This window comes from Agrobacterium sp. CNPSo 2736, assembly GCF_004005385.1.
Taxonomy (GTDB): Bacteria; Pseudomonadota; Alphaproteobacteria; order Rhizobiales; family Rhizobiaceae; genus Agrobacterium; species Agrobacterium leguminum.
The window spans coordinates 547,933-570,758 of the sequence record NZ_RZTX01000001.1 but is presented as its reverse complement, the minus strand read 5'-3'; the positions used below and the strand labels follow the sequence as shown (position 1 = coordinate 570,758).

At 60.7% G+C, this 22,826-nt stretch carries 23 protein-coding genes; 12 read left to right on the top strand and 11 right to left on the bottom strand.

Features of this window, described 5'->3' with window-relative positions:
* Positions 1-23: 23 nt before the first annotated feature.
* From EM858_RS02635 to EM858_RS02620, 4 genes are all read right to left on the bottom strand, one after another.
* Positions 24-1,223: a M20 aminoacylase family protein gene (locus tag EM858_RS02635; RefSeq protein WP_127755711.1), complete on the bottom strand. Its 1,200-nt coding sequence runs from the start codon at positions 1,221-1,223 to the stop codon at positions 24-26.
* A gap of 92 nt (positions 1,224-1,315) precedes the next feature.
* Positions 1,316-2,500, bottom strand: coding sequence for an LLM class flavin-dependent oxidoreductase (locus tag EM858_RS02630; RefSeq protein ID WP_127755710.1), 1,185 nt, complete (start codon positions 2,498-2,500; stop codon positions 1,316-1,318).
* Positions 2,491-3,387, bottom strand: a complete 897-nt coding sequence (locus tag EM858_RS02625) for an NmrA family NAD(P)-binding protein (protein WP_127755904.1) — start codon at positions 3,385-3,387, stop codon at positions 2,491-2,493. Before EM858_RS02625 ends, EM858_RS02630 begins: the two co-directional genes overlap by 10 nt.
* A gap of 7 nt (positions 3,388-3,394) precedes the next feature.
* Positions 3,395-4,462: an ABC transporter substrate-binding protein gene (locus EM858_RS02620; protein WP_127755709.1), complete on the bottom strand. Its 1,068-nt coding sequence runs from the start codon at positions 4,460-4,462 to the stop codon at positions 3,395-3,397.
* Positions 4,463-4,820: 358 nt separating this feature from the next.
* Between EM858_RS02620 and EM858_RS02615 the strand changes: the two genes are divergently transcribed.
* Positions 4,821-6,128, top strand: a complete 1,308-nt coding sequence (locus tag EM858_RS02615; RefSeq protein ID WP_127755708.1) for an NtaA/DmoA family FMN-dependent monooxygenase — start codon at positions 4,821-4,823, stop codon at positions 6,126-6,128.
* A 50-nt stretch (positions 6,129-6,178) separates the two neighbouring features.
* Here EM858_RS02615 and EM858_RS02610 read toward each other — a convergent pair whose 3' ends face one another.
* Positions 6,179-7,207 (bottom strand): LLM class flavin-dependent oxidoreductase, encoded by a 1,029-nt coding sequence (locus tag EM858_RS02610; protein WP_127755707.1) that lies wholly within the window; start codon positions 7,205-7,207, stop codon positions 6,179-6,181.
* Positions 7,208-7,643: 436 nt separating this feature from the next.
* Between EM858_RS02610 and EM858_RS02605 the strand changes: the two genes are divergently transcribed.
* The 3 genes from EM858_RS02605 to EM858_RS02595 all read left to right on the top strand — a co-directional run bounded on the left by EM858_RS02605 (position 7,644) and on the right by EM858_RS02595 (position 11,108).
* Positions 7,644-8,792 (top strand): mandelate racemase family protein, encoded by a 1,149-nt coding sequence (locus EM858_RS02605; RefSeq protein WP_127755706.1) that lies wholly within the window; start codon positions 7,644-7,646, stop codon positions 8,790-8,792.
* Positions 8,793-8,798: 6 nt separating this feature from the next.
* Positions 8,799-9,428, top strand: a complete 630-nt coding sequence (locus tag EM858_RS02600) for an SGNH/GDSL hydrolase family protein (protein ID WP_127755705.1) — start codon at positions 8,799-8,801, stop codon at positions 9,426-9,428.
* Between the two features lie 81 nt (positions 9,429-9,509).
* Positions 9,510-11,108, top strand: coding sequence for an ABC transporter substrate-binding protein (locus EM858_RS02595; RefSeq protein ID WP_127755704.1), 1,599 nt, complete (start codon positions 9,510-9,512; stop codon positions 11,106-11,108).
* Between the two features lie 383 nt (positions 11,109-11,491).
* Here EM858_RS02595 and EM858_RS02590 read toward each other — a convergent pair whose 3' ends face one another.
* Genes EM858_RS02590 through EM858_RS02575 form a run of 4 tightly spaced genes read right to left on the bottom strand, consistent with a single transcriptional unit; the run spans position 11,492 to position 15,000 of the window.
* Positions 11,492-12,250, bottom strand: a complete 759-nt coding sequence (locus tag EM858_RS02590) for an ABC transporter ATP-binding protein (RefSeq protein WP_127755703.1) — start codon at positions 12,248-12,250, stop codon at positions 11,492-11,494.
* Positions 12,250-13,086, bottom strand: a complete 837-nt coding sequence (locus tag EM858_RS02585; protein WP_127755702.1) for an ABC transporter ATP-binding protein — start codon at positions 13,084-13,086, stop codon at positions 12,250-12,252. The genes EM858_RS02590 and EM858_RS02585 overlap by 1 nt, the downstream gene beginning before the upstream one ends.
* A gap of 4 nt (positions 13,087-13,090) precedes the next feature.
* Complete coding sequence (locus EM858_RS02580) at positions 13,091-13,978, bottom strand: ABC transporter permease (RefSeq protein ID WP_003524723.1); 888 nt, start codon at positions 13,976-13,978, stop codon at positions 13,091-13,093.
* Positions 13,978-15,000: an ABC transporter permease gene (locus EM858_RS02575; protein WP_020813122.1), complete on the bottom strand. Its 1,023-nt coding sequence runs from the start codon at positions 14,998-15,000 to the stop codon at positions 13,978-13,980. The genes EM858_RS02580 and EM858_RS02575 overlap by 1 nt, the downstream gene beginning before the upstream one ends.
* A 314-nt stretch (positions 15,001-15,314) precedes the next feature.
* Here EM858_RS02575 and EM858_RS02570 point away from each other — a divergent pair, with 314 nt between their 5' ends.
* Positions 15,315-15,950, top strand: coding sequence for a LysE family translocator (locus tag EM858_RS02570; protein ID WP_127755701.1), 636 nt, complete (start codon positions 15,315-15,317; stop codon positions 15,948-15,950).
* A 27-nt stretch (positions 15,951-15,977) separates the two neighbouring features.
* Here the strand turns inward: EM858_RS02570 and EM858_RS02565 are convergent, their stop codons facing one another.
* Together EM858_RS02565 and EM858_RS02560 are read right to left on the bottom strand one after the other, a co-directional pair.
* Complete coding sequence (locus EM858_RS02565) at positions 15,978-16,709, bottom strand: FadR/GntR family transcriptional regulator (protein WP_127755700.1); 732 nt, start codon at positions 16,707-16,709, stop codon at positions 15,978-15,980.
* A 96-nt stretch (positions 16,710-16,805) separates the two neighbouring features.
* A complete protein-coding gene (locus tag EM858_RS02560; protein WP_127755903.1) occupies positions 16,806-17,792 on the bottom strand; it encodes a GlxA family transcriptional regulator in 987 nt (328 codons plus the stop codon).
* Positions 17,793-17,922: 130 nt separating this feature from the next.
* Here EM858_RS02560 and EM858_RS02555 point away from each other — a divergent pair, with 130 nt between their 5' ends.
* The 7 genes from EM858_RS02555 to EM858_RS02525 all read left to right on the top strand — a co-directional run bounded on the left by EM858_RS02555 (position 17,923) and on the right by EM858_RS02525 (position 22,813).
* The gene (locus EM858_RS02555) at positions 17,923-18,750 is read left to right on the top strand and encodes an alpha/beta hydrolase (RefSeq protein ID WP_127755699.1); all 828 of its coding nucleotides are present in this window, start codon (positions 17,923-17,925) and stop codon (positions 18,748-18,750) included.
* Positions 18,751-18,776: 26 nt separating this feature from the next.
* On the top strand, positions 18,777-19,568 hold the full coding sequence (locus tag EM858_RS02550; RefSeq protein WP_127755698.1) for an SDR family oxidoreductase: 792 nt from the start codon (positions 18,777-18,779) through the stop codon (positions 19,566-19,568).
* Between the two features lie 13 nt (positions 19,569-19,581).
* Complete coding sequence (locus tag EM858_RS02545; protein WP_127755697.1) at positions 19,582-20,067, top strand: hypothetical protein; 486 nt, start codon at positions 19,582-19,584, stop codon at positions 20,065-20,067.
* Positions 20,068-20,332: 265 nt separating this feature from the next.
* On the top strand, positions 20,333-21,628 hold the full coding sequence (gene blh, locus EM858_RS02540; protein WP_127755696.1) for a bifunctional sulfur transferase/dioxygenase Blh: 1,296 nt from the start codon (positions 20,333-20,335) through the stop codon (positions 21,626-21,628).
* The gene (bigR, locus tag EM858_RS02535; RefSeq protein WP_127755695.1) at positions 21,622-21,975 is read left to right on the top strand and encodes a sulfite-sensing transcriptional repressor BigR; all 354 of its coding nucleotides are present in this window, start codon (positions 21,622-21,624) and stop codon (positions 21,973-21,975) included. The genes blh and bigR overlap by 7 nt, the downstream gene beginning before the upstream one ends.
* Complete coding sequence (locus tag EM858_RS02530; protein ID WP_127755694.1) at positions 21,972-22,379, top strand: YeeE/YedE family protein; 408 nt, start codon at positions 21,972-21,974, stop codon at positions 22,377-22,379. Before bigR ends, EM858_RS02530 begins: the two co-directional genes overlap by 4 nt.
* Entirely contained in the window at positions 22,376-22,813 is a 438-nt protein-coding gene (locus EM858_RS02525) for a YeeE/YedE family protein (RefSeq protein WP_127755693.1), read from the top strand. Before EM858_RS02530 ends, EM858_RS02525 begins: the two co-directional genes overlap by 4 nt.
* The last annotated feature ends 13 nt before the right edge of the window (positions 22,814-22,826 follow it).

Here is a 22,826-nt window from a genome sequence, read left to right as displayed (position 1 = left end):
CTTGCAGGCTTGTTTTTAAATCTTCACGCAGGCTTCAGCCGGGTTTCCACCAGCCGGGCAAACAGAGTGGCGCCGACGGGCAGGATGGCGTCGTCGACGATGAAACCGGGATTATGGGCGGGCACCGTGCCGGAATGGCCGAGGGTGAAAAACGCGCCGGGCGCGTGTTTCAGAAGATCGGCAAAATCCTCGCTGCCCATGAAGCGGCCGGGCTCGGTGGAAACGCGCTCGTCTCCCAGAACCTCACGCGCCACGCCGGCGACGATCGCCACCGATGCATCGTCATTGGTGAGAACCGAGAATATGTCGCGAATATCCACCTCGGCGGTGAGGCCGTGCGCTGCGGCAATGTGATCGGAAATCGTACGGATGCGCTCCCTTATGGTTTCGCGCACGCTGTCGGAAAAAGCCCGCACCGTGCCGGCAATCGCGGCCGTTTCGGGAATGACGTTATAGGCCGATCCCGCCTCGATGCGGGTGATCGACAGCACGGCGGGATCGGTCGGCGGCACGTTGCGGCTGACGATGGTTTGCAATGCCTGGATCAGTTCACCCGTCGCCGGCACCGGATCACGCGAAACATCGGGGTGAGCGGCGTGTGCGCCCCTGCCCCTTAACCGGATATCGAAGAAATCCGCCCCGGCCAGAATGGTGCCGGGCGAAACCTTCAGATGATTGGGCGCGGCATGGGTTGAATTGTGCAGCCCGTAAATCTCGTCGACGGGGAAGTCCTTGAACAACCCGTCGGCGATCATGGCGCGCGCGCCGCCTAGCCCCTCCTCGGCCGGCTGGAAAATGAACACCACCGTACCGGCGAAATCGCGGGTTTCCGCCAGATAACGGGCGGTGCCGAGCAGGATGGTGGTGTGCACATCATGCCCGCAGCCGTGGAACTTGCCGGGATAGACCGACGCATAGGGCAGCCCGGTTTCCTCCGGCATCGGCAGGGCGTCCATATCGGCCCTAAGCCCAATGGAGCGGTTGCCCGCATGGCGGCCGCGCAGCACGCCGACCACGCCGGTCTTGCCATAACCGCGATGCACCTCAATGCCCCAGGAGGCGAGCTTTTCGGCGACGATGCCGGAGGTGCGGACCTCCTCGAAACCGATTTCCGGATGCTGGTGCAGATCGTGGCGGATGGAGACGAGTTCGGGAACATAGGTCCCGATCCGGTCCAGGATTTTAGGAGCGGGTGTTTTGACGGGATCGACAGCGATATTCACGGTATCTCCTCAGGGCAAAAAATATCGTTCTCGCAATCTCGGCGATTGCGAAGTGCAAGCTTCAAAACTGGAAAGCAGAGGCGGAAGAGGTGTCAGAGCCTCAGGCCAGCCTCCTTCATCAAAGGCAGAATGCGCTCGGCGAAATAGTCGAGGTCCTCGCGGAAATCGTAGAAATTCAGCTGAACCCCATCGATCCCGGCCTTTTTCAGACCGACAAGCTGCTCGACCACCTGCTCCGGCGAACCGATGATCTCGATATTGCCACCGAGATTGCGGCCCTGCTTATGGCGCGCATCGCCACGGCCGCGCCAGGCATGGGCGTCGCTGTCGTAATTATTGGTGGCGAAGGCGCGGGTGCCGGGCTGCGGTTTTCCGCCCTCGATGGCATCCGCATAGGCAATCGCCTCCTTCTCCGTATCGCGGCTGACGATGATCGGGTTGATGATCGTCTTCACCTGCCGGCCATAGGCCTTTGCGCGGTTTTTAATGTTTGCGACATGATCGGGAAGCGTTTCCAGCGCGCTGTCTATATGCGCGCCGCCGGGCGAGGTGACGAAAACCAGATCGGAATGACGGGCGGCGAAATCGATCCCTGCGGGCGAACCTGTCGCCGTCACCAGCGGCGGGCGTCCGAAAGCAGGCTTCGGCGTGATCCAGCCATTGTTGATCGCCCAGGGATTGAGCTTGCCTTCATAGGAAAAATTCTCGGTCTCGCCCCACAGGCGATGCAGCACATCGAACAATTCGCCGGCCATGTCGTAGCGCTTGTCGTGGTCGATACGCTGCCAGCCGAACATTTCATGCTCGATGGCGCGGTGGCCGGTGACGATGTTGATGCCCCAGCGTCCCTTGGCGATATGATCCAGCGTCGCACCATATTTGGCGAGATGCAGCGGATGCAGCGGCCCATAAAGCACATGGATGGTGGAGATCAGCAGAATGTTCTTGGTGACCGCCGCCATGGCGCCGAGCGCGATGAAACTGTCCAGCGAGGATTCGCCGTCATATCCGCCCTTGGGCAGCCATTGGGTGCGGCTGAAGGCGATTTCGAAACCAAGCTCTTCCGCGCGCTTCACCAGTTCGACATTATAATCGAAGGTCCAGCTGTTACTCGTCGGCAGGCTGGAGAAGTTTATGTCCTGCAGATTGAGGAACAGGCCCAGCATCAGCGGCTGCTTCACCGCCCGGCTGAGCGGGCTGTCTTCGAAATCGGTCGGGCTTTTCAGTTCCAGACCTTTCAGCTCGGGACCTTCAGGCAGCGGAACGGTCAGCGCCATGTCTTTTCTCCTTCGGAATTGTCGCCCTGCGGGGCAGCAGCCGCCAGCCGGGCGCGCAGATAATCTTCCACACTGCGGGGCAATCGGCCGGTAGTCTGCTGGATAGTGTCGTTGACGGATGCCGCGAGATTTTCGCGAATGAGCTGCCCGAATTCCCCGATCGCCTTCTGCTCGAACGCACCGACATGCGGCGGAAAGGCCGGGGCGGCATTATGCGACACTCCAACGGGACGATGCAGGATGCGCGCAGCGATGCGGGCGATTTCCAGCGCCGTCAGGGCCTCGCCGCCAGTCAGCACGAAAGTGCCGGAAACCGGCGCGCTTGATATCAGGGCATGAACGGCGACATCGGCAATATCGTCGGCATCGATGAAGGAAACGGCCGCATTGCCAAAGCGGGCCGGTACATCCTCCCCCTTGCGCAGTGCGGCGACGACGGGTTCCAGCGCAACCTGCATCCAGGCATTGGGTCGCAGCACGGTATGCGCGATGCCGCTTTCGGCCAGATGCCGTTCCACCTCAGCATGCGCCGCCCCCGAAATGGAGCGCGCGGCATTTCTAATGGTCCAGTCGGAGCCGGATGTTTTCACGATCCGTGATACACCGGCGGAGAGAGCGGCATCGATAACCGCCCTCTGGTCCGCCGCCAGCGTCTCTCCGATGGGGGAAAGCAGGAAAACCCTGCCTATTCCCCGCGCGGCTTCTTTAAGGCTGGCCGGATCGGAAAAATTACCCTCCGCAATCTCGACCCTGTCGCCCCAGAGCTTGAGCGCATCCTCCCGCCTGCGGGTCAGCACCCGAACCTCCGCCTCTTTCTGCAAAAGACGGCTGACGACCCGTTGCCCGAGCTTGCCGGTTGCGCCCGTCACAAGAATGGTGGCCGCCATGACGCCCTCACTTTCCCGCACTGCGTTGCGCAGCATCTTGCTGTCGAGAAAGGGCGCGTGGATCGGCCCAGTCCTGCACATCGAAATCTTCGGGGATGAATTTCCACTCCAGCAGGAAATCCTTGAAGTGGCTGAGCGCATCCAGCTCGGCCGGATCGAGATCGAGCCTCAGATTGCGATGCACATCCGGGCCATTCGCAGCCAGAACCGCTTCCTCGCTGACGCCGATCTCGCGGGCGATGAAACGCACGGCTTCCGCCGGATTGTCATTTGCCCATTGGGCAACCCGCTGTACGGTGGCGACGAGTTCCGCCACCAGATCGGGTCGCTCATCGGCAAAGGTGGCGTCCACCGTCAAGGGGCGCGGCGTGCCGTTGTTGATGCGGATTTTCGGATCGGGGTGGAAGCCTGTCGACACCACGACCTGCGCACCGATGAGATTGGCGACCGTGACACCTTCCGCTCCCTTGACGAAAAACGCATCGATCTGGCCCCGATGCAGGGCTGCAATCTCCTCGCCATAAGGAAACCGCCGGCGCAGGCCATGGAACCTGTCGTCAGAAGGATTAAGCAACACCGGCTCTTTCGCCGTGAGATCGACAAGCTCGACATCCGCGACGGCGAGGCCCGAGACCGTCAGCGCCGAAACGATGCCCTTCAGGGATGTCGCACGCTGGAAATCGATGGTTTCATTCGGCCGTTTCGGCAGGCCGATGCGCCGTCCCTTCAGATCGCTGCCCTTGCTTATTCCGCTTGCCGGCAAGGCGATGACGGCCTGAAACTCGTCGGTCCTCGTCAGCCCCACCAGCCGTGTTTTCCGGCCGCCTGATTTCGCCCAGATCGGCGGAATATTGCCGCCCTGACGGAAGGACCAGTCCAGGCGATGATCGAAATGGCTCTGGCGAATGGCCGGATCGGCCGCATCGCGAATGGAGGAAACAGAGATGCCATGGGCGCCGAAACGTTCCTCGATCCAGCCCAGTTGCGCCGCGATGGAAAGCGGCGTGGGCGCCGGGCAGCGTGTGTACCACACGGTTACGGGTTGGGTTATCTGGCGAAGAGCGGCATCAGCCATGGCGTTCGTCCTCGAAATTGCGATCCGAACGGCACGCTACACGTCATAGATTATTTTCTATAGATAAAGTGTACTATTTCAGGCGCGATTGGGGAAATTCGTTTCCATCTTGTGAGTTCTTCGCCAAGACGGCGGAATATCCTTTCGAGAATGGCAAGATTTCGGGTCGGATTCCCCAGCCGGCATCACCCATTTCTCACATTCGGCCACCGCTTGGGGGCTGCCACAGATGAAAGTTTTTCTTCTCCAAGCAGCAAGGATTTTTAACTCGCGACCGGACCCCCGGCTGTTACGCTTTCCGCAATTGCGCCGGTCATACAGGCCGGCAATCCAACAGACCTGAAAGAAACGTGGCAGTATGAGCAAGACCAAACGCCGGCTCAATCTCAATGTCGGCATCAACACCACCGGATACCTCGCCAATGCCTGGAAATACCGGAGCGGAGACCGGCACGACATTAACGATATCGGCTATTATCGCCGGCTGACGGAACTGGCCCATAAGGGCCGGTTCGACGCCGTTTTCCTTTCCGACCACCCGGCGCTGCTGACCGACCCCGCAAGCCGCCCGTTTCACACCATCGATCCGCTCATTCTCTCGACATCGCTTGCGGCACAGGTGCCGGATATCGGCTTTGTGGCGACGGTGTCCTCCACCTATAATTCGCCCTATAATTTCGCCAGACGGACGCAATCCATCGACCTCGTTACCGGCGGCCGGCTGATCGTCAATATCGTTTCTTCCTTCAATCCCAATGTCGCCGCCAATTTCGGCAACGATCCGCTGCCGCCGCGCAGCGAGAGATATGCCAAGGCCACCGAATTTCTCGATGTGGCGAAAAAACTCTGGTCGAGCTGGGACCCGCGCCGCGAAGGCGAGGTGCCGGAAGAGCGTTTCTGGGATGCGGCAACGGCCGAAACCATCGATCATGAGGGGCAATATTTCCATGTGAAAGGCCCGCTCAACGTTCCTCGCGGGCCGCAGGGGCATCCGGTCATAGCGCAGGCCGGCGCCTCCGAAGGCGGCATCGATCTGGCGGCACGCCATGGCGAGATCATCTATTGCAACATCCTGTCACGCCCGGCAGGCCAGGCCTTCGGCAAAAAGGTCCGCGACCGCGCCGTCTCTTTCGGCCGCGACCCCTCTGGCATCCGCATCGTTCCCGGCCTCGTCGTCATTCTCGGCGAGACCCGGGAAGAAGCGTTGCGCAAGCATGAACTCTTCAGCGGGACAGGCTCGGAAGACGGGCTTCTGGTGCGTTTCGCCAAAGAAAACGGCATTGATCCGCGCGACTTCAACCCGGATATAAAACTCGATGGCGAGCGCTTCATTCCCGACCAGAACCGGCAATGGGCCGTTGGCATGGGGCTTGGCCTTTCCGAACTGCTGACCCACGAAAAGCTCACCGCCCGTGAGGCCGTGCGCCGCTCCGAAGGGCATCACCGGCTGCTGCTCGGCACGCCGGAAGAGGTGGCGGATGGCATCATCGACCTCTGGCAGGATGGCACGGTGGATGGTTACACCCTGCAGCCACCGCGCGCGCCGGACGATATTGCCGAATTCGTCGAAAAGGTCGTGCCGGTGCTGCAGGATCGGGGCGTTTACCCGCGCGAATACGAAGGTGCGACGATCCGCGACCGTTATGGCCTGCCTTATCCAGATTGAATAGCAGCGGCGTTTCCCGCTTGAAGCGGGAAGGGCGGGAACGGGACATATTATTGGCCCGTCGCCACTTTCAAAACCGGCCGCCCGCCGGAAAGCTGCGGCAGGGCGGAGGCGAAATCCGTGACGATCTGGCGGTAATCTTCCGGCTGGAATTCATAAGGCAGTTCGAGACGGAATTCCGACACGAGCGGAAGAACGGGATCGCGCGACAGTTTCTCGAGAATTTCGTCCGTCGTGCCGACGATATCGGGCAGGAAAAGCGTGCGGCGCGGGCCATGCGGCGAAGTCGTGCGCTTGTCACGCTCGGCGGCGAATTCCTGATAACGGCGGCGCGTCGCAGGGCTCGCGCTATCGGTCGGCAGGATCACGCGGCCAAGAGCGACACGCGGCTGGCGCTCATGCGCCCATTCCTGCCGGAAGCGGCTGACCAGCGCCGCCTGCGCGGTCAGGAAATCATCGGTATTTTCGCCGCTGACGATATTGCCCGTCAGAAGATTGAAGCCCGCCTTCCCCGCCCAACGCGCAGAATTCTGCGACCCGCCGCCGTACCATAGCCGGTCAGTCACCCCCCTGGCGATTGGCCGAAGGCGTGGCACCTGTGCACCCGCCGCATTGCCCGCTTCCGTCTCGCTGGACAGCGGTTCCGATCTCAAGGCCCTCGCCAGCTTTTCGGCTCGGGCATGGCTGTAATCCGCATCGGGAACCGTATCGACATACTCCGAAATAAGATGGGCGAAGGGCGGCGCGCCCACCGAAACCCCGACATTCAATCGCCCGCGCGACAGGACATCCACCGTGGCCAGATCTTCCGCCAGCCTGAAGGGATTTTCATAACCAAGCTGAATGACGGCGGTGCCGAGGCCGATCCGTTTCGTGCGCTGCGATGCTGCCGCAAGGAAAGTGGCCGCCGAGGACACGCCCCGTTCCAGATGGCGCTGGCGAACCCAGGCGCTGTGATAACCCAGCGCCTCCCCGGCTTCGAAAAGCTGCAGGGTTTCTTCCAGCCCTCGTGCCGGATCATCGTCCTGATAATTGCCGGGAACCAGAAAGGCGAATTGGGAGATATGGGAAAGGGGCATGGCTGTACATCCGGAAACGAGTGTTTGAAGCTCAGCAGCGCAAATGCCGCCATCCCCGTTCTGGACAGCCGTTCAATGCGACGCGTACCCACGCAGAATGCACGATGAGGGACACGGCTGGCACGGCATGTTCGTTTATAGTCCCGACCATTGTTGAAAGATCATTGCGCGATTCAGTAGTCTACTAAAATTATGGATTAAGTCCCGTTCGGCATAGGCCGCGCTCATGCCCCCCTTCAGATTTTCTTCCGCCAAGACGCAAAATCTCCCTCCGGAGCCCGGTCTCACCGATGACCTGTGCAACACCGTGCGCAAATGGCCTTGATTTTCGGCCTCAACATGTAATACAGATTATCATACATGTTGACAAATAACGCATACATGTATGACATTGCAGCAATCGCAAACGCTGCCATACCTGCATGAGGGAGGAATTATGATCATCACCGACGTCGAGGTCCGTGTTTTCCGCACGACGACCCGTCGGCACTCGGACAGTGCCGGTCACGCGCATCCGGGTCCGGCGCATCAGGTGGAACAGGCCATGCTGACCATCCGCACCGAAGACGGTCAGGAAGGCCATTCCTTCACCGCGCCGGAGATCGTTCGCCCGCATGTCATCGAAAAATTCGTCAAGAAAGTTCTGATCGGTGAGGACCATCGCGACCGCGAACGGCTATGGCAGGACCTTGCCCACTGGCAGCGCGGATCGGCCGCACAGCTGACGGACCGCACATTGGCGGTCGTGGATTGCGCGCTGTGGGATCTTGCCGGCCGCTCGCTCAATCAACCTGTATACAAGTTGATCGGCGGCTATCGCGACAAGGTGCTCGCCTATGGCTCCATCATGTGCGGCGATGAGCTGGAAGGCGGGCTGGCGACGCCGGAAGATTACGGTCGCTTTGCCGAAACGCTGGTGAAGCGCGGCTACAAGGGCATCAAGCTGCACACCTGGATGCCCCCGGTCAGCTGGGCGCCGGATGTGAAGATGGACCTCAAGGCCTGCGCCGCCGTGCGCGAGGCGGTTGGCCCCGATATTCGCCTGATGATCGATGCCTTCCACTGGTATTCCCGCACCGATGCGCTGGCGCTTGGACGTGGCCTCGAAAAACTCGGCTTCGACTGGATCGAGGAGCCGATGGATGAGCAATCGCTGTCCTCCTACAAATGGCTCTCCGACAATCTCGATATTCCGGTCGTCGGCCCCGAAAGTGCGGCCGGCAAGCATTGGCACCGGGCTGAATGGATCAAATCCGGCGCCTGCGATATTCTGCGCACCGGCGTCAACGATGTCGGCGGCATCACCCCGGCGCTGAAGACCATGCATCTGGCTGAAGCCTTCGGCATGGAATGCGAGGTGCATGGCAACACGGCCATGAACCTGCACGTTGTTGCCGCCACCAAGAATTGCCGCTGGTATGAGCGCGGCCTGTTGCACCCCTTCCTCGAATATGATGACGGCCACGATTATCTGAAATCGCTGTCCGACCCGATGGACAACGACGGCTTCGTGCATGTCCCTGATCGTCCGGGTCTTGGCGAAGACATCGATTTTACCTTCATCGACAACAACCGGGTGAGGTAACGGGCGATGAAGACGGTGCTCGCCTTCGGAGACAGCCTCACCTGGGGCGCGGACCCGGCAACGGGTCTGCGGCACCCTGCCGAACACCGCTGGCCGGAGGTTCTGGAGGCCGCGCTTTCCGGGAAGGCGACGGTTCACCCGGAAGGGCTGGGCGGGCGCACCACCTGCTACGACGACCACGCCGGTCCGGCCTGCCGCAATGGCGCGCGGGCGCTGGAAATCGCACTGTCCTGCCACATGCCGCTTGATCTCGTCATTGTCATGCTCGGCACCAACGATATCAAGCCAGTGCATGGCGGAAGGGCGGAAGCGGCGGTTTCCGGCATGCGACGGCTGGCGCAGATCGTCGAGACCTTCATTTACAAACCGCGCGAGGCCGTGCCGAAACTGCTGATCGTTTCCCCGCCGCCCTGCGTCACAGGCCCGGGCGGAGAACCTGCCGGCGGGCGGGATATAGGGCAATCGCTCAGGCTTGCGCCGCTTTACCGCAAACTCGCTGCCGAACTCGGACATGCCTTCTTCGATGCCGGGTCGGTCGCCAGCGCCTCACCGGTCGATGGCGTACATCTGGACGCGCCGGCAACGGCGGCAATCGGCCGGGCGCTCGCAGCTCCGGTCAGAGAGATTCTTGGCTGATCCTGCGACGCCCGAGGAGGAACCGGGCGTGTGGATCAAAACGTGGAAAGGCCGTATGAACCGGCCGTATTGGGAGGAAAGATGAAACATTTTCTTGCAACCGCAGCGCTTGGCGCATTGCTGATCGGCGCGATGCCGCTCAGTGTTTTCGCTGAAACGCCGAAAGACCAGCTCATCGTCGCCACAACCATGAGCAATATCCTGACCCTCGATCCTGCTGCCATCACCGGCCGCGAGACCGTTCAGGTTCTGAACAACGTCTATGACACGCTGGTCGTGCTTTCCCCGAAAGATCGCAGCGTTCAGCCCCGCCTTGCCGAACGCTGGGAAATTGCCGAAGATCGGAAATCAATCCGCTTCCATCTGCGCGCCGATGCCAAATTCGCCTCCGGCAACGCCGTGACGGCCAAGGACGTGGCGTGGAGCCTGAAGCGGCTGCTCGCCCGTAATCTGGCGCAATCGTCCTTCCTGAAAACCCGTGGTTTCAAACTGGAAGAGGCCGACAAGCTCTTCGTCGCCGAAAACGACCAGACCTTCGTGCTGAATATCCCGAAGCCCGATGATCCCAACCTGCTCCTGATGATCCTTGCACAGAACGGCCCCGGCTCGATCGTCGACAGCAAGACGGCGCTTGAGAATGAAAAGGACGGCGATCTGGGCGGCGCGTGGCTGACGCTGAATTCCGCCGGCTCCGGCCCCTTCAAGCTGACGCAGTGGAAATCCAACGAATATATCATCCTCACCCGCAACGACGATTATTGGGGTGAGAAGGCCAAGATGAAGCGCATTCTGATGCGTCATCTGCCGGAATCGCAGTCGCAGCGCCTGATGCTGGAAAAAGGCGATATCGACGTTGCCTATTCCCTGCAGGCCCCCGATCTGAAATCGCTCGAAGCCGACAAGGCCGTCACCATCGAATCCACACCCGGTTCCGGTTTTTATTACCTCAGCGTTTCGATGAAGGATGAGAAATTCGCGAACAAGAAGGTGCGCGAGGCCCTGCGTTACCTGATCGATTACGACGGTCTCGACAAGGCGGTCATGCCCTACTACGGCAAGCTACATCAGCGCTCCCTCAGCACCGGCGTGATGGGTGCGCTGCCGGATCAGGGCTACAAGCTCGACATCGAAAAAGCCAAGGCGCTTCTGGCCGAGGCCGGTTATCCGAACGGTTTCAAGACCACGCTGCGGGTGCTTTCGGAAGACCCCTTCATGAAAGCGGCAACGGCTATCCAGAACACGCTCGCCCAGGCCGGCATTCAGGCCGAGCTGATCAGCGGCTCCGGCGACCAGATTTACGGCGCCATGCGCGAGCGCAACTTTGAACTGCTGCTCGGCCGCGGTGGCGGCGGCCAGCAGCCGCATCCGGACAACAATCTGCGCTCCATCGCCTATAACCCCAACAATGCCGACGATGCCAAGCTCACCAATTACCAGAGCTGGCGCACCAGCTTCTTCGATGAGAAGCTGAACAAGATGATCGAGGCAGCCTTGGTCGAGCGCGACGTGGCGAAACAGACGAAGCTTTATGAGGACCTGCAGGGCTATATGGACGAGATCGTCATGTCTATTCAGCCCTTCTCCGAAGTCATCGACACCGCCGCCTTCCGTAGCGACGTCAAGGGCATGATCGTCAGCCCCTGGCTTTCGCGGTTTGAAGAGGTGAGCAAGGAGCGGTAAGCCCGCTGCGTATGCTCGAATAAGAAAAGGCGCGGCTAACCCCGCGCCTTTTTGCTGTAACAAAGCCCCACGCACCCAATGTGTTAGGCACAAGCGACGCCTCCGCACTCCGTCACCCCGGACTAGATCCGGGGTCTAGTGCGATCAAGTCCTTGATCGCGAGAGAGTCCATTCACGGCGCAGACGCGCCGTGGCTGGATGCCGGATCTAGTCCGGCATGACGGAAGCGGGTCTCGCACTATGTCAGCAGCCTAGGCGTAGTTGACGGCCCACCATCCTCCCGTAGCCATCCCAAAAAAATGCCCGGCAGGGAGGCCGGGCGAGGAAGGAGGATGTTATTATTCGTGACGCCCCGGAGGAGGACGGTCACGGTCTTGGAGCCGTCACGCGCCTTCATATTCCAGCGAGGCGCCGATCAGTTCGCGCGCATAGGGATGCGTCGCGCCATTGCCGGCGATAGCCTCGCGCGGCAGGATTTCGGTGATTTCACCACGCAGCATCACCGCGAAGCGGTCGCACATGTGATCGACCACGGCGAGATCGTGGGTGACCATGATATAGGTGAAGCCACGCTCTTCCCGCAGGCGCTGGAGGAGATTGAGGATTTCCGCCTGCACCGAGACATCGAGCGCAGACGTCGGCTCGTCTAGCAGCAGCAGCGACGGTTCGAGGATCAGCGCCCGGGCAATCGCCACGCGCTGCCGCTGACCGCCGGAAAGCTGGTGCGGGAAACGATCCAGAAAGGAGACGGGCAGGCCGACATCCGTGATGACCCTGCGCATGCGCTCTTCACGGTCGCCGAGCTTATGGATCGCAAGCGATTCCGAAAGAACGGTGCGCACCGACTGGCGGGGATGCAGCGAACCATAAGGGTCCTGAAATACCATCTGCAGCATGCGGCACCGCTCGATCAGCGGCATCTCACGTACCGACCTGCCGTCGATGAGGATGTCACCGGTCCAGAAATCGTTGAGCATGGACACGCAGCGAAGCACGGTGGATTTGCCGGAACCGCTTTCGCCGACAAGGCCGAAACATTCCCCCGGCTCGACTCGAAATGACACCGAAGGCAGCACTTTCAGCGCCGTATGGCCGCTGCCGAAGGTGATGGAGAGATCGCGGGTTTCAACGGAAACGGCCATTATACGTTCTCCTCCAGCCATTCGGGGCGGCGGTCCAGAACCGCAAGCGGCGCACGCGTGCCGCCGATGCGCGGCTGCGCCGCCAGAAGACCGCGCGTATAGGGGTGCTGCGCCTGATCGAGATCGCGTGCGGCGAGCGTTTCCACCACCCGGCCGGAATACATGATAAGCACCCGGTCGCAGAAATTGCGCACGAGATTGAGATCGTGGCTGATCATGATGAGGCCGATACCGCGATCGCGCACCAGACCGTCGAGAATATTCAGCACCTGCAGCCGCACCGTTACATCCAGCGCCGAGGTCGGCTCATCGGCAATGACGAGGTCGGGGTCGGCGAGGAGCATCATGGCGATCATGACACGCTGACCCATGCCACCCGAGATTTCATGCGGATATTGCTCGTAAACCCGGGCGGCATCGCGGATTTTCACCGCATCGAGCATGGCCAGCGCCTTTTCCCGTGCCTCGGCTTTCGAAGCCTTGAAGTGGCGCAGATAAGTCTCCGTCACCTGGTCGCCGACCCTGCGGATGGGATTGAGGGAAAATTTCGGATCCTGAAGGATCATCGACATGCGCCGGCCGCGAACCTTCAACATCTCCTTCTCATCGAGCGAGAGAAGATCGAGACCATCGAAATCCAGCCTGTCGGCGGTGATCGTCGCCGATGGCAGAAGGCGCAGCAGGGCGCGACCGACGGTGGATTTGCCCGAGCCGCTTTCGCCGACGATGCCGAGCCGTTCCCGCCCGAGCGTGAAGGAGATGCCGCGCACCGCCTCGATGGGTGAGCCGCCATAACGAATGCGAAGATTTTCGACGTCGAGGATTGGTTTTTCCATGGCCCTATCTCCGGTTCATCTGCTTCGGATCGAGCGCATCCCGCAGGCCGTCGCCGAGGAGATTGAAGGCGAGGCTGACGGAGAGGATCGCAATGCCGGGGAAGGTGACGAGCCACCAGCTATCCAGCATGTAACGCCGACCGGTGGCGATCATCGCCCCCCATTCCGGCAGCGGCGGTTGCGCGCCGAGGCCGAGGAAGCCGAGGCCGGCGGCGGTGAGGATGACGGTCGCCATGTTCAGCGTCAGGCGGATGAGGACCGAAGGCAGGCACATGGGCATGATCGACTTGACGATGATGCGCAGCGGCGATGCGCCCTGAAGCCGCGCGGCGGCAATGTAATCCGCCTTGCGGAAAGTCATGGCTTCGGCACGGGCAAGGCGCGCAATCGGCGGCCAGGAGGTGAGCGCAATCGCGATGATCGCATTGTTAAGGCTTGGCCCGAGCGCTGCGACGAAGGCGAGCGACAGGATGAGGCTCGGGAAGGACAGGAAGATATCCGTGATGCGCATCATCACCGTATCGAACTTGCCGCCGAGATAACCGGAAGCCGTGCCGACCAGAAGGCCGACGGGACCGACGATAATCGAGACCAGCGAGATGATGGTGAGTGTGATGCGTGCGCCCCAGAGAAGGCGGCTGTAGATATCGCGCCCCAACTCGTCCGTGCCGAAGACGTGGCCATTACCCGGCGCCTTCAGCGTATTGGCGAGATCCTGTGCGTAGGGGTCATGCGTCGCAAGCCAGGGCGCGAAAATCGCGGCGATGACCAGAAGCAGCAACACAGCTAAGCCGAAGGCCGATGTCGGGCTTTTCAGGAGGAAAACCACGATGTTCTTCAGCGCATTCAAGGGCACCGGAAGGCGGAAGGAGGTTTCTGTACGGGCCGTCATCAGCGGGTCCTCGGATCGAAAAAGCGGTAGAGAATGTCGGACAGGAGATTGAGCCCGATGAAGATGACGCCGACGATCAAAACGCAGGTCATCACGGCATTCATGTCGCCGATGATAAGATTGCTGGTGAGATATTGCCCGAAACCCGGCCAGGCGAAGACGGTTTCAATGAGAACCGCCCCTTCCAGCAGCGAGCCGTAAGCAAGCGCGATAATGGTGACGAGCTGCACACGGATATTGCCGAAGGCATGCAGCCACACCGTCTGCCGCTGCGACAGGCCTTTGACGCGGGCGGTCGTCACATATTCCTGACCCAGCTGGTCCAGCATGAAGCTGCGCGTCATGCGGGTGATATAGGCCGAGGAGGAATAACCGAGCAAAGCGGCGGGAAGGATGAGGTGGTTGATGGCCGACCAGAAGACCTCCATATCGCCCGCAAGCAGGCTGTCGATCAGCAGGAAGCCCGTCCGCTCTTCCACCAGACCGATATAGAACTGGTCCATACGACCGCCGCCGCCGACGAGGCCGAGATGCGCGTAAAAAACGATCAGCGCGATCATGCCGGTCCAGAAGATCGGCATGGAATGGCCGAACAGGCTGAGCACCCGCACCAGATGATCCTGCCAGCGGTCTTTATTGACGGCGGCATAAACGCCCATGGGAATGCCGAGGCCGGCACCGATCAGGATCGCGAAGGTCGCAAGCTCCATCGTCGCCGGCATGACCCTTATGATGTCTTCGATGACTGGGCGACCGGTGCGGATCGAGGTTCCGAAATCGCCGGTGAACACGTCTCCCAGATAATAGAAGAACTGTTGCCACAGCGGACGGTCGAAACCGAGCGCGTGATAGACCTGTTCATAGGTTTCGCGCGTTGCATCCTCGCCGACGATCGCCCGCACGGGATCGGCGGGCATCAGGCGGCCGATAAAAAAGGTCAGCAGCAGCAATCCAAGCAGCGTAACCGCAATACTTCCGATCTGGCCGGACAGGCCATACAGCGAAAGGCGTCTTTTTGACATGATTCCTCCCTTGCCAGAGATCGACCGCGCAAGTGACCAAGGCGCAATCCTGTCTGACAACTATCTGCAAGTTGTCACAGGTGTTGGAAGCTGTCAAGCGCATGCCAGCGAAATCCGCATTGGCCGAGGTTCCGAAATATGCGTCCGGGATGGAAATTTCGGACCGGGCTCACCCCGCTTTCATTTTGTCTTTGGGAAAGGTGCCTGCGTTGCCGCAACCGCAAAAGCCTGTATTCTCCGCCTTGCGGAATGCGCGGATACCTGTTCCCCGGCTATGATGCCGATGACGTCCGTGCCTTCAGGGGGAGGAAAATATGGCTGACATGACGCTTCTGGCATTTGCCGTCGTCGCCTTTATCGGCATTGCGACACCCGGCCCCACCGTTTTGCTGGCGCTTGCCAATGGCTCGAGATTCGGAATACGCCGCGCGATGATCGGCATGGCTGGCGCTGTTCTCTCGGATTTCGTCCTGATCGGCGCGGCTGCGCTGGGACTGGGCGCCCTGCTCGCGGCCTCCGAATTCTGGTTCGGCGTCGTCAAATGGGTGGGCGTCTGTTATCTTGCTTTCCTCGGCCTCATGCTCTTGCGTTCCAGAGGCACGCTCGATGGCGCCCTTCAATCGGCAGACGCCAGCGGAGCCGCCTCCACCCGCTCGATTTTCCTCAAGAGCTTTCTCGTGGCGGTGACCAACCCAAAAGGATATCTGTTCTTTTCGGCTTTCCTGCCGCAATTCATCGATCCCGCCGCGCCACAGCTCCAGCAATATGCCGCTCTTGCACTGATCTTCGCCGGCATCGATTTCATCGTGATGTTCGGATATGCCCTGCTCGGCTCGCAGGCCGTCCAGCTGCTGCGGAAATCCGGAGCCCTGTGGCTCGACCGGATTTGCGGCGGGGCGCTTCTCACGCTCGCCGCCTCGCTGGCCCTTTATCGGCGAGCGAGCGCGTAACCCATTGGCCCATAGGCCATTTCCGGATCACTCCGCGGTAGTTCGCGAGCGCAGAAGCACCTTGTAGCGCTCAAGACTGCCGCGCAGATGCGCCGCCATATATTGGCGGGCGGCATCAGCATCGCCTTCGATGATGGCGTCGACGATCCTCGCATGCTCCTCCTGGAGATGCAAGTTGTAGTCCTTCGGACGCGACCCGGGTGCAGCACCCTGCAATTCGCCGCGGGGAATGATGCCAGAGCGAATAAGCTGAAGAAACTCTGGAAACCGCCTGTTCTGCGTCGCCTGTGCAATGGCCAGATGGAACTCGAAATCGGCGTCCCGCGTCGGCAGGCCGGCGGCGAGACAATCACCGACACGCCGGTGCGCATCCACAATCGCCTCCACCTGCACGGCGGAACGGCGCGATGCCGCAAGCCCGGCGGATTCGACCTCAAAGACAGTGCGCAATTCCAGCAATTCGATCACCGAGGAAATTCGTCCGACGGCCAGATCGTTGAAGGGCAGCTCCTTGGCCGGTTTTACCTCGACGGCAAAAACGCCCGCGCCCTTGCGGGCTTCAACAAGGCCATCGGCGCGCAGAATGGCGATGGCCTCGCGCACCACGGTTCGGCTGACGGAATATTCACGCGTCAGTTCGCTTTCGCTCGGAAGACGGTCGCCGGGGCGGAACACACCCTCCGACAGATCCCGCCGTAATGCCGAACTGATTTTCGCCGCGAGCGATACCCCCTGCTTCGTGCTGCTCTCAACGTCCATTCCGGCCCACCTGTTTTAAACTTGTCTGGCATGTTAGCAAACACCCGCCACATTGCAAGGGCCGGGCCTCCGCACCACCGGGACGGCTGGCCGCCCTCACGCCGCAGCCATGGCCGAACCGCTGGAAAAGCGGCTTCTATATTCACCCGGTGAGAGGCCGAGAATGCGATGAAACACCCGGCGAAAGGCGGCTGAATCCTCATAGCCCACCGACCATGCGATCTGATCGACCGAACGGCGGGTGAATTCCAGCAATTCCCGCGCCTTGCCGACCCGCAGATGCTGAACATATTCGATGGGCTTCATGCCGGTCGCCGCCTTGAAGCGGCGCAGGAAGGTTCGCTCCTCCAGCCCGGCATGGCCGGCCATGTCGGTAACGCTCGTCGCCCACCCGGCGCGCGCCTGCAGCCAGTGCTGCACCTTCAGGATCGGCTCATCGCCATGCGTCAGCCGCGGGGCGAAGCTGCTGTAATGGCGCTGTTCACGCCCAGAAGGGTCGATCAGCAGGAACTTTCCGGTCTCGATCATCACCGAAGGCCCGAGCAGTCGGTCAACGATGCGCAGGCCAAGATCGGTCCACGCCATCAGCCCGCCAGCCGTGATGATATCGCCATCCTCGATGACGATCTTGTCTATCTCCAGCCGGATGTCTGGAAAACGTTCGCGGAACCGCTCGGCAAACAACCAGTGGGTAGTGGCCGGGCGGCCGGACAGGAGACCCGTGGCTGCAATCATGAAAGAACCGCCGCAACTGGCGGCCAGCGTCGCCCCCTGCGCATGCCGATCCAGCAGCCAGCGGGCGTAAGGCGCGGCTTCCTCGATTTCAGCAGGGCCCGTCAACCGACCGGGTACAACGAAGATATCGGGATGCCCGGGTCGGCCGGATTCGGTGTCATAGGAGCGGGAAAATTCACCGCCTTCGCCCATGCTCCAATGGCTAACCCGCAATTTAGGCCCGCCGCGATCCTGTGAAAATACCGACGCAATAGTGAAAAGATCGGTGATGCCATGCACCATGGCGATCTGACAGTCCCGATAGAGGACCAGCCCCACTTCCAGCGCGCTTCCCGTTACACCTGCCATGCGCCCCACACCCCGTTTTGTCAGTTTCGGCTCGTTTTCTGTCAGAAGCGCCAATCCAGCCCCGGCGGCCTCCAGAGTATCTCTATTCCCACGGGACGCAAGCAAGCTCCCTGCAACAGGAGAGAGAGCCATGACAACGATCACCACCAGAGACGGAACGCATATTTTCTACAAGGACTGGGGCCGCAAAGACGGCCAGCCCATCATCTTCTCCCATGGCTGGCCGCTCAGCGCCGATACATGGGATGCACAAATGGTGTTCTTCGCTAACAACGGTTTCCGCACCATCGCCCATGACCGCCGCAGCCACGGCCGCTCCGATCACGTATGGCACAACAATACCATGGATCAATATGCCGACGATCTGGCCGAGCTGATCGAACAGCTCGACCTTCACGACATCATTCTGGTCGGCCATTCCACCGGCGGCGGCGAGGTGACGCGCTATATCGGCCGCCACGGCACGGCCCGCGTCGCGAAAATCGCCCTTATCGGCGCGGTTCCGCCGCTGATGCTGAAGACGGAAAGCAATGCCATCGGCCTGCCGATCGATGTTTTCGACGGCATTCGCAAGGGCACCTATGACAATCGCAGCCAGTTCTTCAAAGACCTGACCATTCCCTTCTACGGCTACAACCGCGAAGGTGCGGTGATATCCGAAGGCATCCGCGACGAATTCTGGCGGCAGGGCATGATGGGCGGCCTGAAAGGCCAGCTCGACAGCATTCGCGCCTTTTCGGAAAGCGATTTCCATCAGGACCTGAAGGCCTTCGACAAACCGACGCTTGTTCTGCACGGCGATGACGACCAGATCGTGCCGGTCGGCGCTTCCGCGCTTTCCACGGTCAAAATCGTCAAACATGCGGTCCTCAAAATCTACGAGGGCGCCGACCATGGCCTGACGCAGACCCATCAGGACCGGTTCAACGCCGACCTTCTCGCCTTCATCAACGCCTGAAATCGCCGCACACAGGAGACACGGACATGACACAGAATACATTTCTCATCACCGGCGCATCCGACGGCATCGGCGCGGTCTATGCCGAACGTCTGGCAAAACGCGGCCATGATCTCATTCTCGTGGCACGGCGTGCCGAAAAGCTGAAGGCGCTCGCCGCACAGCTGGAAAAGGATCATCGCATCGCAGTCGAGGTTCTCTCCGCCGATCTTTCCAGGGCGGAAGACCTCGAAAAGGTGGAGGTGCGGCTGCGTGACGACCGACGGATTACCGGCCTCGTCAACAATGCCGGCATTGCCGGTGAAGGCGCGATCACGGCGCTGGACCCGGCCTATGTGACGACGATGATCAACCTCAACATTCTTGCCGTCACCCGGCTTGCGGCCGCCATCGCACCGCGTCTTGCCGCCGATGGCAAGGGCACGATCATCAACATCACTTCGGTCACGGCGCTGATGCCGGCGGCATTCACCGCCGTCTACCCGGCGACCAAGGCCTTTGTGCTTGCCTTCACCGAGGCGCTGCAGGCGCAGCTTTCGCCCTCCGGTGTGCGGGTTCAGGCCGTCCTGCCGGGCATCACCCGCACGGCGATCTGGGAAGAGGAACGGCTCGATGCCATTCCGGCCGCCATGGTCATGGACGTTTACGAGATGGTGGATGCGGCTCTTGCAGGTCTCGACCTCGGCGAAGGGCTGACCATTCCTTCCCTGCCGGATACGGCCGATCTCGAAAATTTCCTTGCGGCGCGCGCGGCGTTAAGGCCCAATCTGTCGCATGCACTTGCCGCCAGCCGGTATCGTGCAGCCAAAACCGAATAGAGGGAGACGTATCATGATCCTCGGACTGACCATTCCCCAATTCACGGCATTGCATGTGGGCTTAAGCTTCATCGGCATTGCCACCGGACTAATCGCCCTGCCCGCTTATGCGGCGGGGCGGTGGATGCCCCGCATGATGGCGATTTTCCTCGTCACCACGCTCGCCACCACACTTACCGGCTTCCTGTTTCCAATCGGAAATTTCACACCGGCACTCGGCGTCGGCATCATCTCTACCCTTGTTCTGGCAATCGCACTGGTTGCGCTTTATGGATTCGGTCTGAATGGCAGAGCGCGCATCATTTATACGATCACCGCCACGATCAGCCTTTATCTCAATATGTTCGTGTTGATCGTTCAAGCTTTTCTGAAGGTCGAAACACTGAACAACCTGGCGCCGAACGGCAATGAACCGCCCTTCGTGGTCGCCCAGACGGTTCTGCTTGTTGCAGCCATCTGTCTTGGCTGGAAGGCGACGCGCCGCAGACTCGCCGTCTGAAGCGGGCCTGAATTCGAACCGGTTTTCGCGAACATGCCTTGTGCCCCAATATTTCGGGCGCAAGGCATGTTTTTGCATGTCAAATACAGGCAATCTCCACCCACCCGTCACAAAACGAAGAAATCCCGTCTCTAGGATTTCCTTCCGAACCCTTCCTGAAAATACGGCAGGAGACATTCGGAAACGAGGGCGGTTCGCGCCCTTGCAAACACACAATATACATTATATAATAATATATATTAAATTATTACAACAGGAGATGCCGATGAATGCCGTGAAGATCAACGAGCGTCTGACAGTTGCGGGCCAGCCGATGATCGCCGATTTCCCATCGCTCTCCGCCCAGGGTTATAAAAGCATCATCAACGCCCGGCCTGATGGTGAAGAGCCCGGCCAGCCGGGCAATGCGCAGGAAAAAAGCGCCGCCAGCGCGGCGGGCATGGATTATGGTTTCATCCCCGTTAGCGGCCCTACCATTACCGAAGCCGATATCCGCGCCTTCCAACAGAAAATGGCGGAAGCGGAAGGCCCCGTTTTTGCCCATTGCAAGGGCGGCACCCGCGCGCTCACCCTTCATGTTCTCGGAGAAGCGCTGGATGGGCGCATCGAAAGGGACGATATCGAGGCTTTCGGCAAGGCGCATGGCTTTGACCTTTCCGGCGCCACCCGCTGGCTGGAACGGCGCGCTGCGGCGGTTCCGCACGTCAAGGCATTTTTCGATCCGCGCACATGGAGCGTGCAATATGTCGTTTCCGATCCGGCGACCAAGCGTTGCGCCATTATCGACCCGGTCTATGATTTCGATGAGAAATCCGGCGCAACCGGAACGATGAATGCCGACGCCATTCTGGACTATGTGGAGAGCCAGGGCCTGTCGGTGGAATGGATTCTCGATACCCATCCGCATGCCGACCATTTTTCCGCCGCCCATTACTTGAAGCAGAAGACCGGCGCGCAGACGGCGATCGGCGCGAAAGTCACCGGCGTACAAAAGCTCTGGCAGGAGAAATATAACTGGCCGGATTTCGAAACCGACGGCTCGCAATGGGACCGGTTGTTCGAGGCGGGGGACCGGTTCAATATCGGCTCCCTTGAAGCGCGCGTGCTGTTTTCGCCCGGGCACACGCTCGCCTCTGTCACCTATGTGGTCGGTAATGCCGCCTTTGTGCACGATACGCTTTTCATGCCCGATTCCGGCACCGCGCGCGCCGATTTCCCCGGCGGCAGCGCCAGAGAACTCTGGACGTCGATCCAGGACATTCTCGCCCTTCCCGACGAAACACGGCTTTTCACCGGCCACGATTATCAGCCCGGCGGCCGCGCGCCTAAATGGGAAAGCACGGTCGGCGAACAGAAACGCAGCAATCCACATCTTGCCGGCATGACGGAGGAGGGTTTCATCCGTCTCAGAGAAGCGCGGGATCGCACATTGCCGATGCCGAAGCTCATTCTCCACGCCTTGCAGGTCAATATTTGTGGCGGCCGTCTGCCGGAGCCGGAAGCGAATGGCAAGCGTTACCTGAAATTCCCGCTCGACGTGCTGGAGGGCAGCATATGGTAAAGGAAAACGCGCTGGAAAAGCCCGCGCATATTGCAGAAATCCCTCTCCCCGCCATGGAAGAGCGGGCTGTCGAGGTCGCGCTGCTTCTGAAAACGCTTGCTCATCCCGCGCGGCTGATGCTCGCCTGCACGCTGGCGCAGGGGGAATTTTCCGTCGGCGAGCTTGAGGTCAAGCTGGATATTCGCCAGCCGACGCTTTCCCAGCAGCTGGGCGTCCTGCGGGAAGCCGGTGTGGTCGAAACCCGGCGCGATGCCAAGCAAATCTTCTACCAACTGAGTGAAGCGAAAGCGGCGCAACTGATCGAGGCCCTTTACACCATATTCTGCGCGCCGGAGGAGACCCCGTGAGCCCCTATTGGCCCTCTCTTTTCGGTGGCATGCTGCTCGGTCTTGCCAGCATTCTGCTGTTTGTTTTCAACGGCCGCATTGCCGGCATCAGCGGGATCATGGGCAAAATGCTCGGCAGGGAGCGGCGTCTTGCCGATCTCGCCTTCGTCGCCGGCTTGCTCGCCGGGCCTTATATCCATGCCGCCGCATTCGGCCGCTTGCCTGCCGTCACCATAGTTTCACCATGGCCGCTCATCCTCGTGGCAGGCCTGCTGGTGGGTTTCGGTACGCGCATGGGCTCCGGCTGCACATCCGGCCATGGGATCATGGGGCTGGCGCGATTTTCCCGGCGCTCCATCGCCGCGACTGCCACCTTCCTGATCACCGGCATTTGCGCCGCGACGCTAACCGGAGCCCTGTCATGAAAAATCCAGCCGTGGCGCGTGTTGTCCTGGCATTGGCCGCGGGAGCGCTGTTCGGCTTCGGCCTTTCGCTCTCCGGCATGGTCGATCCGGCTCGTGTTTCCGGTTTTCTCGACGTCGCGGGCGGCCATTGGGACCCGAGCCTTATGTTCGTTCTCGGCGGCGCGGTGATGGTCGCCGTGCCGGGTGTGCTGCTCAGCCGACGTCTCGCCAAACCGGTCCTCGCAGAGGGTTTCAGCCTTCCCGCAAAAACCCGCATCGACCGGCCGCTCATAACAGGCTCGGCCATTTTCGGCGTCGGTTGGGGGCTTGCCGGTTTCTGCCCCGGCCCGGCACTATCGGCCCTCGCCCTCGGGCTGATGCCGGTCGTTCTTTTCGTCGGCGCCATGATTGCCGGCATGCTGGTCCACGACCGCCTCTATTCAAAGCAGCCATAACGCAAACGCTCGT

What these genes read in the sequence shown, in the direction of transcription:
- EM858_RS02620 (WP_127755709.1), bottom strand. Translation starts at nt 4,462, where the DNA reads ATGGCTGATGCCGCTCTTCGCCAGATAACCCAACCCGTAACCGTGTGG.
- EM858_RS02575 (WP_020813122.1), bottom strand. Translation starts at nt 15,000, where the DNA reads ATGTCAAAAAGACGCCTTTCGCTGTATGGCCTGTCCGGCCAGATCGGA.
- EM858_RS02545 (WP_127755697.1), top strand. Translation starts at nt 19,582, where the DNA reads ATGATCCTCGGACTGACCATTCCCCAATTCACGGCATTGCATGTGGGC.
- EM858_RS02600 (WP_127755705.1), top strand. Translation starts at nt 8,799, where the DNA reads ATGAAGACGGTGCTCGCCTTCGGAGACAGCCTCACCTGGGGCGCGGAC.
- EM858_RS02610 (WP_127755707.1), bottom strand. Translation starts at nt 7,207, where the DNA reads ATGCCCCTTTCCCATATCTCCCAATTCGCCTTTCTGGTTCCCGGCAAT.
- EM858_RS02590 (WP_127755703.1), bottom strand. Translation starts at nt 12,250, where the DNA reads ATGGCCGTTTCCGTTGAAACCCGCGATCTCTCCATCACCTTCGGCAGC.
- EM858_RS02560 (WP_127755903.1), bottom strand. Translation starts at nt 17,792, where the DNA reads ATGGCAGGTGTAACGGGAAGCGCGCTGGAAGTGGGGCTGGTCCTCTAT.
- EM858_RS02595 (WP_127755704.1), top strand. Translation starts at nt 9,510, where the DNA reads ATGAAACATTTTCTTGCAACCGCAGCGCTTGGCGCATTGCTGATCGGC.
- EM858_RS02625 (WP_127755904.1), bottom strand. Translation starts at nt 3,387, where the DNA reads ATGGCGGCCACCATTCTTGTGACGGGCGCAACCGGCAAGCTCGGGCAA.
- EM858_RS02630 (WP_127755710.1), bottom strand. Translation starts at nt 2,500, where the DNA reads ATGGCGCTGACCGTTCCGCTGCCTGAAGGTCCCGAGCTGAAAGGTCTG.
- EM858_RS02580 (WP_003524723.1), bottom strand. Translation starts at nt 13,978, where the DNA reads ATGACGGCCCGTACAGAAACCTCCTTCCGCCTTCCGGTGCCCTTGAAT.
- EM858_RS02525 (WP_127755693.1), top strand. Translation starts at nt 22,376, where the DNA reads ATGAAAAATCCAGCCGTGGCGCGTGTTGTCCTGGCATTGGCCGCGGGA.
- blh (WP_127755696.1), top strand. Translation starts at nt 20,333, where the DNA reads ATGAATGCCGTGAAGATCAACGAGCGTCTGACAGTTGCGGGCCAGCCG.
- EM858_RS02570 (WP_127755701.1), top strand. Translation starts at nt 15,315, where the DNA reads ATGGCTGACATGACGCTTCTGGCATTTGCCGTCGTCGCCTTTATCGGC.
- EM858_RS02565 (WP_127755700.1), bottom strand. Translation starts at nt 16,709, where the DNA reads ATGGACGTTGAGAGCAGCACGAAGCAGGGGGTATCGCTCGCGGCGAAA.
- EM858_RS02605 (WP_127755706.1), top strand. Translation starts at nt 7,644, where the DNA reads ATGATCATCACCGACGTCGAGGTCCGTGTTTTCCGCACGACGACCCGT.
- EM858_RS02615 (WP_127755708.1), top strand. Translation starts at nt 4,821, where the DNA reads ATGAGCAAGACCAAACGCCGGCTCAATCTCAATGTCGGCATCAACACC.
- bigR (WP_127755695.1), top strand. Translation starts at nt 21,622, where the DNA reads ATGGTAAAGGAAAACGCGCTGGAAAAGCCCGCGCATATTGCAGAAATC.
- EM858_RS02550 (WP_127755698.1), top strand. Translation starts at nt 18,777, where the DNA reads ATGACACAGAATACATTTCTCATCACCGGCGCATCCGACGGCATCGGC.
- EM858_RS02555 (WP_127755699.1), top strand. Translation starts at nt 17,923, where the DNA reads ATGACAACGATCACCACCAGAGACGGAACGCATATTTTCTACAAGGAC.
- EM858_RS02585 (WP_127755702.1), bottom strand. Translation starts at nt 13,086, where the DNA reads ATGGAAAAACCAATCCTCGACGTCGAAAATCTTCGCATTCGTTATGGC.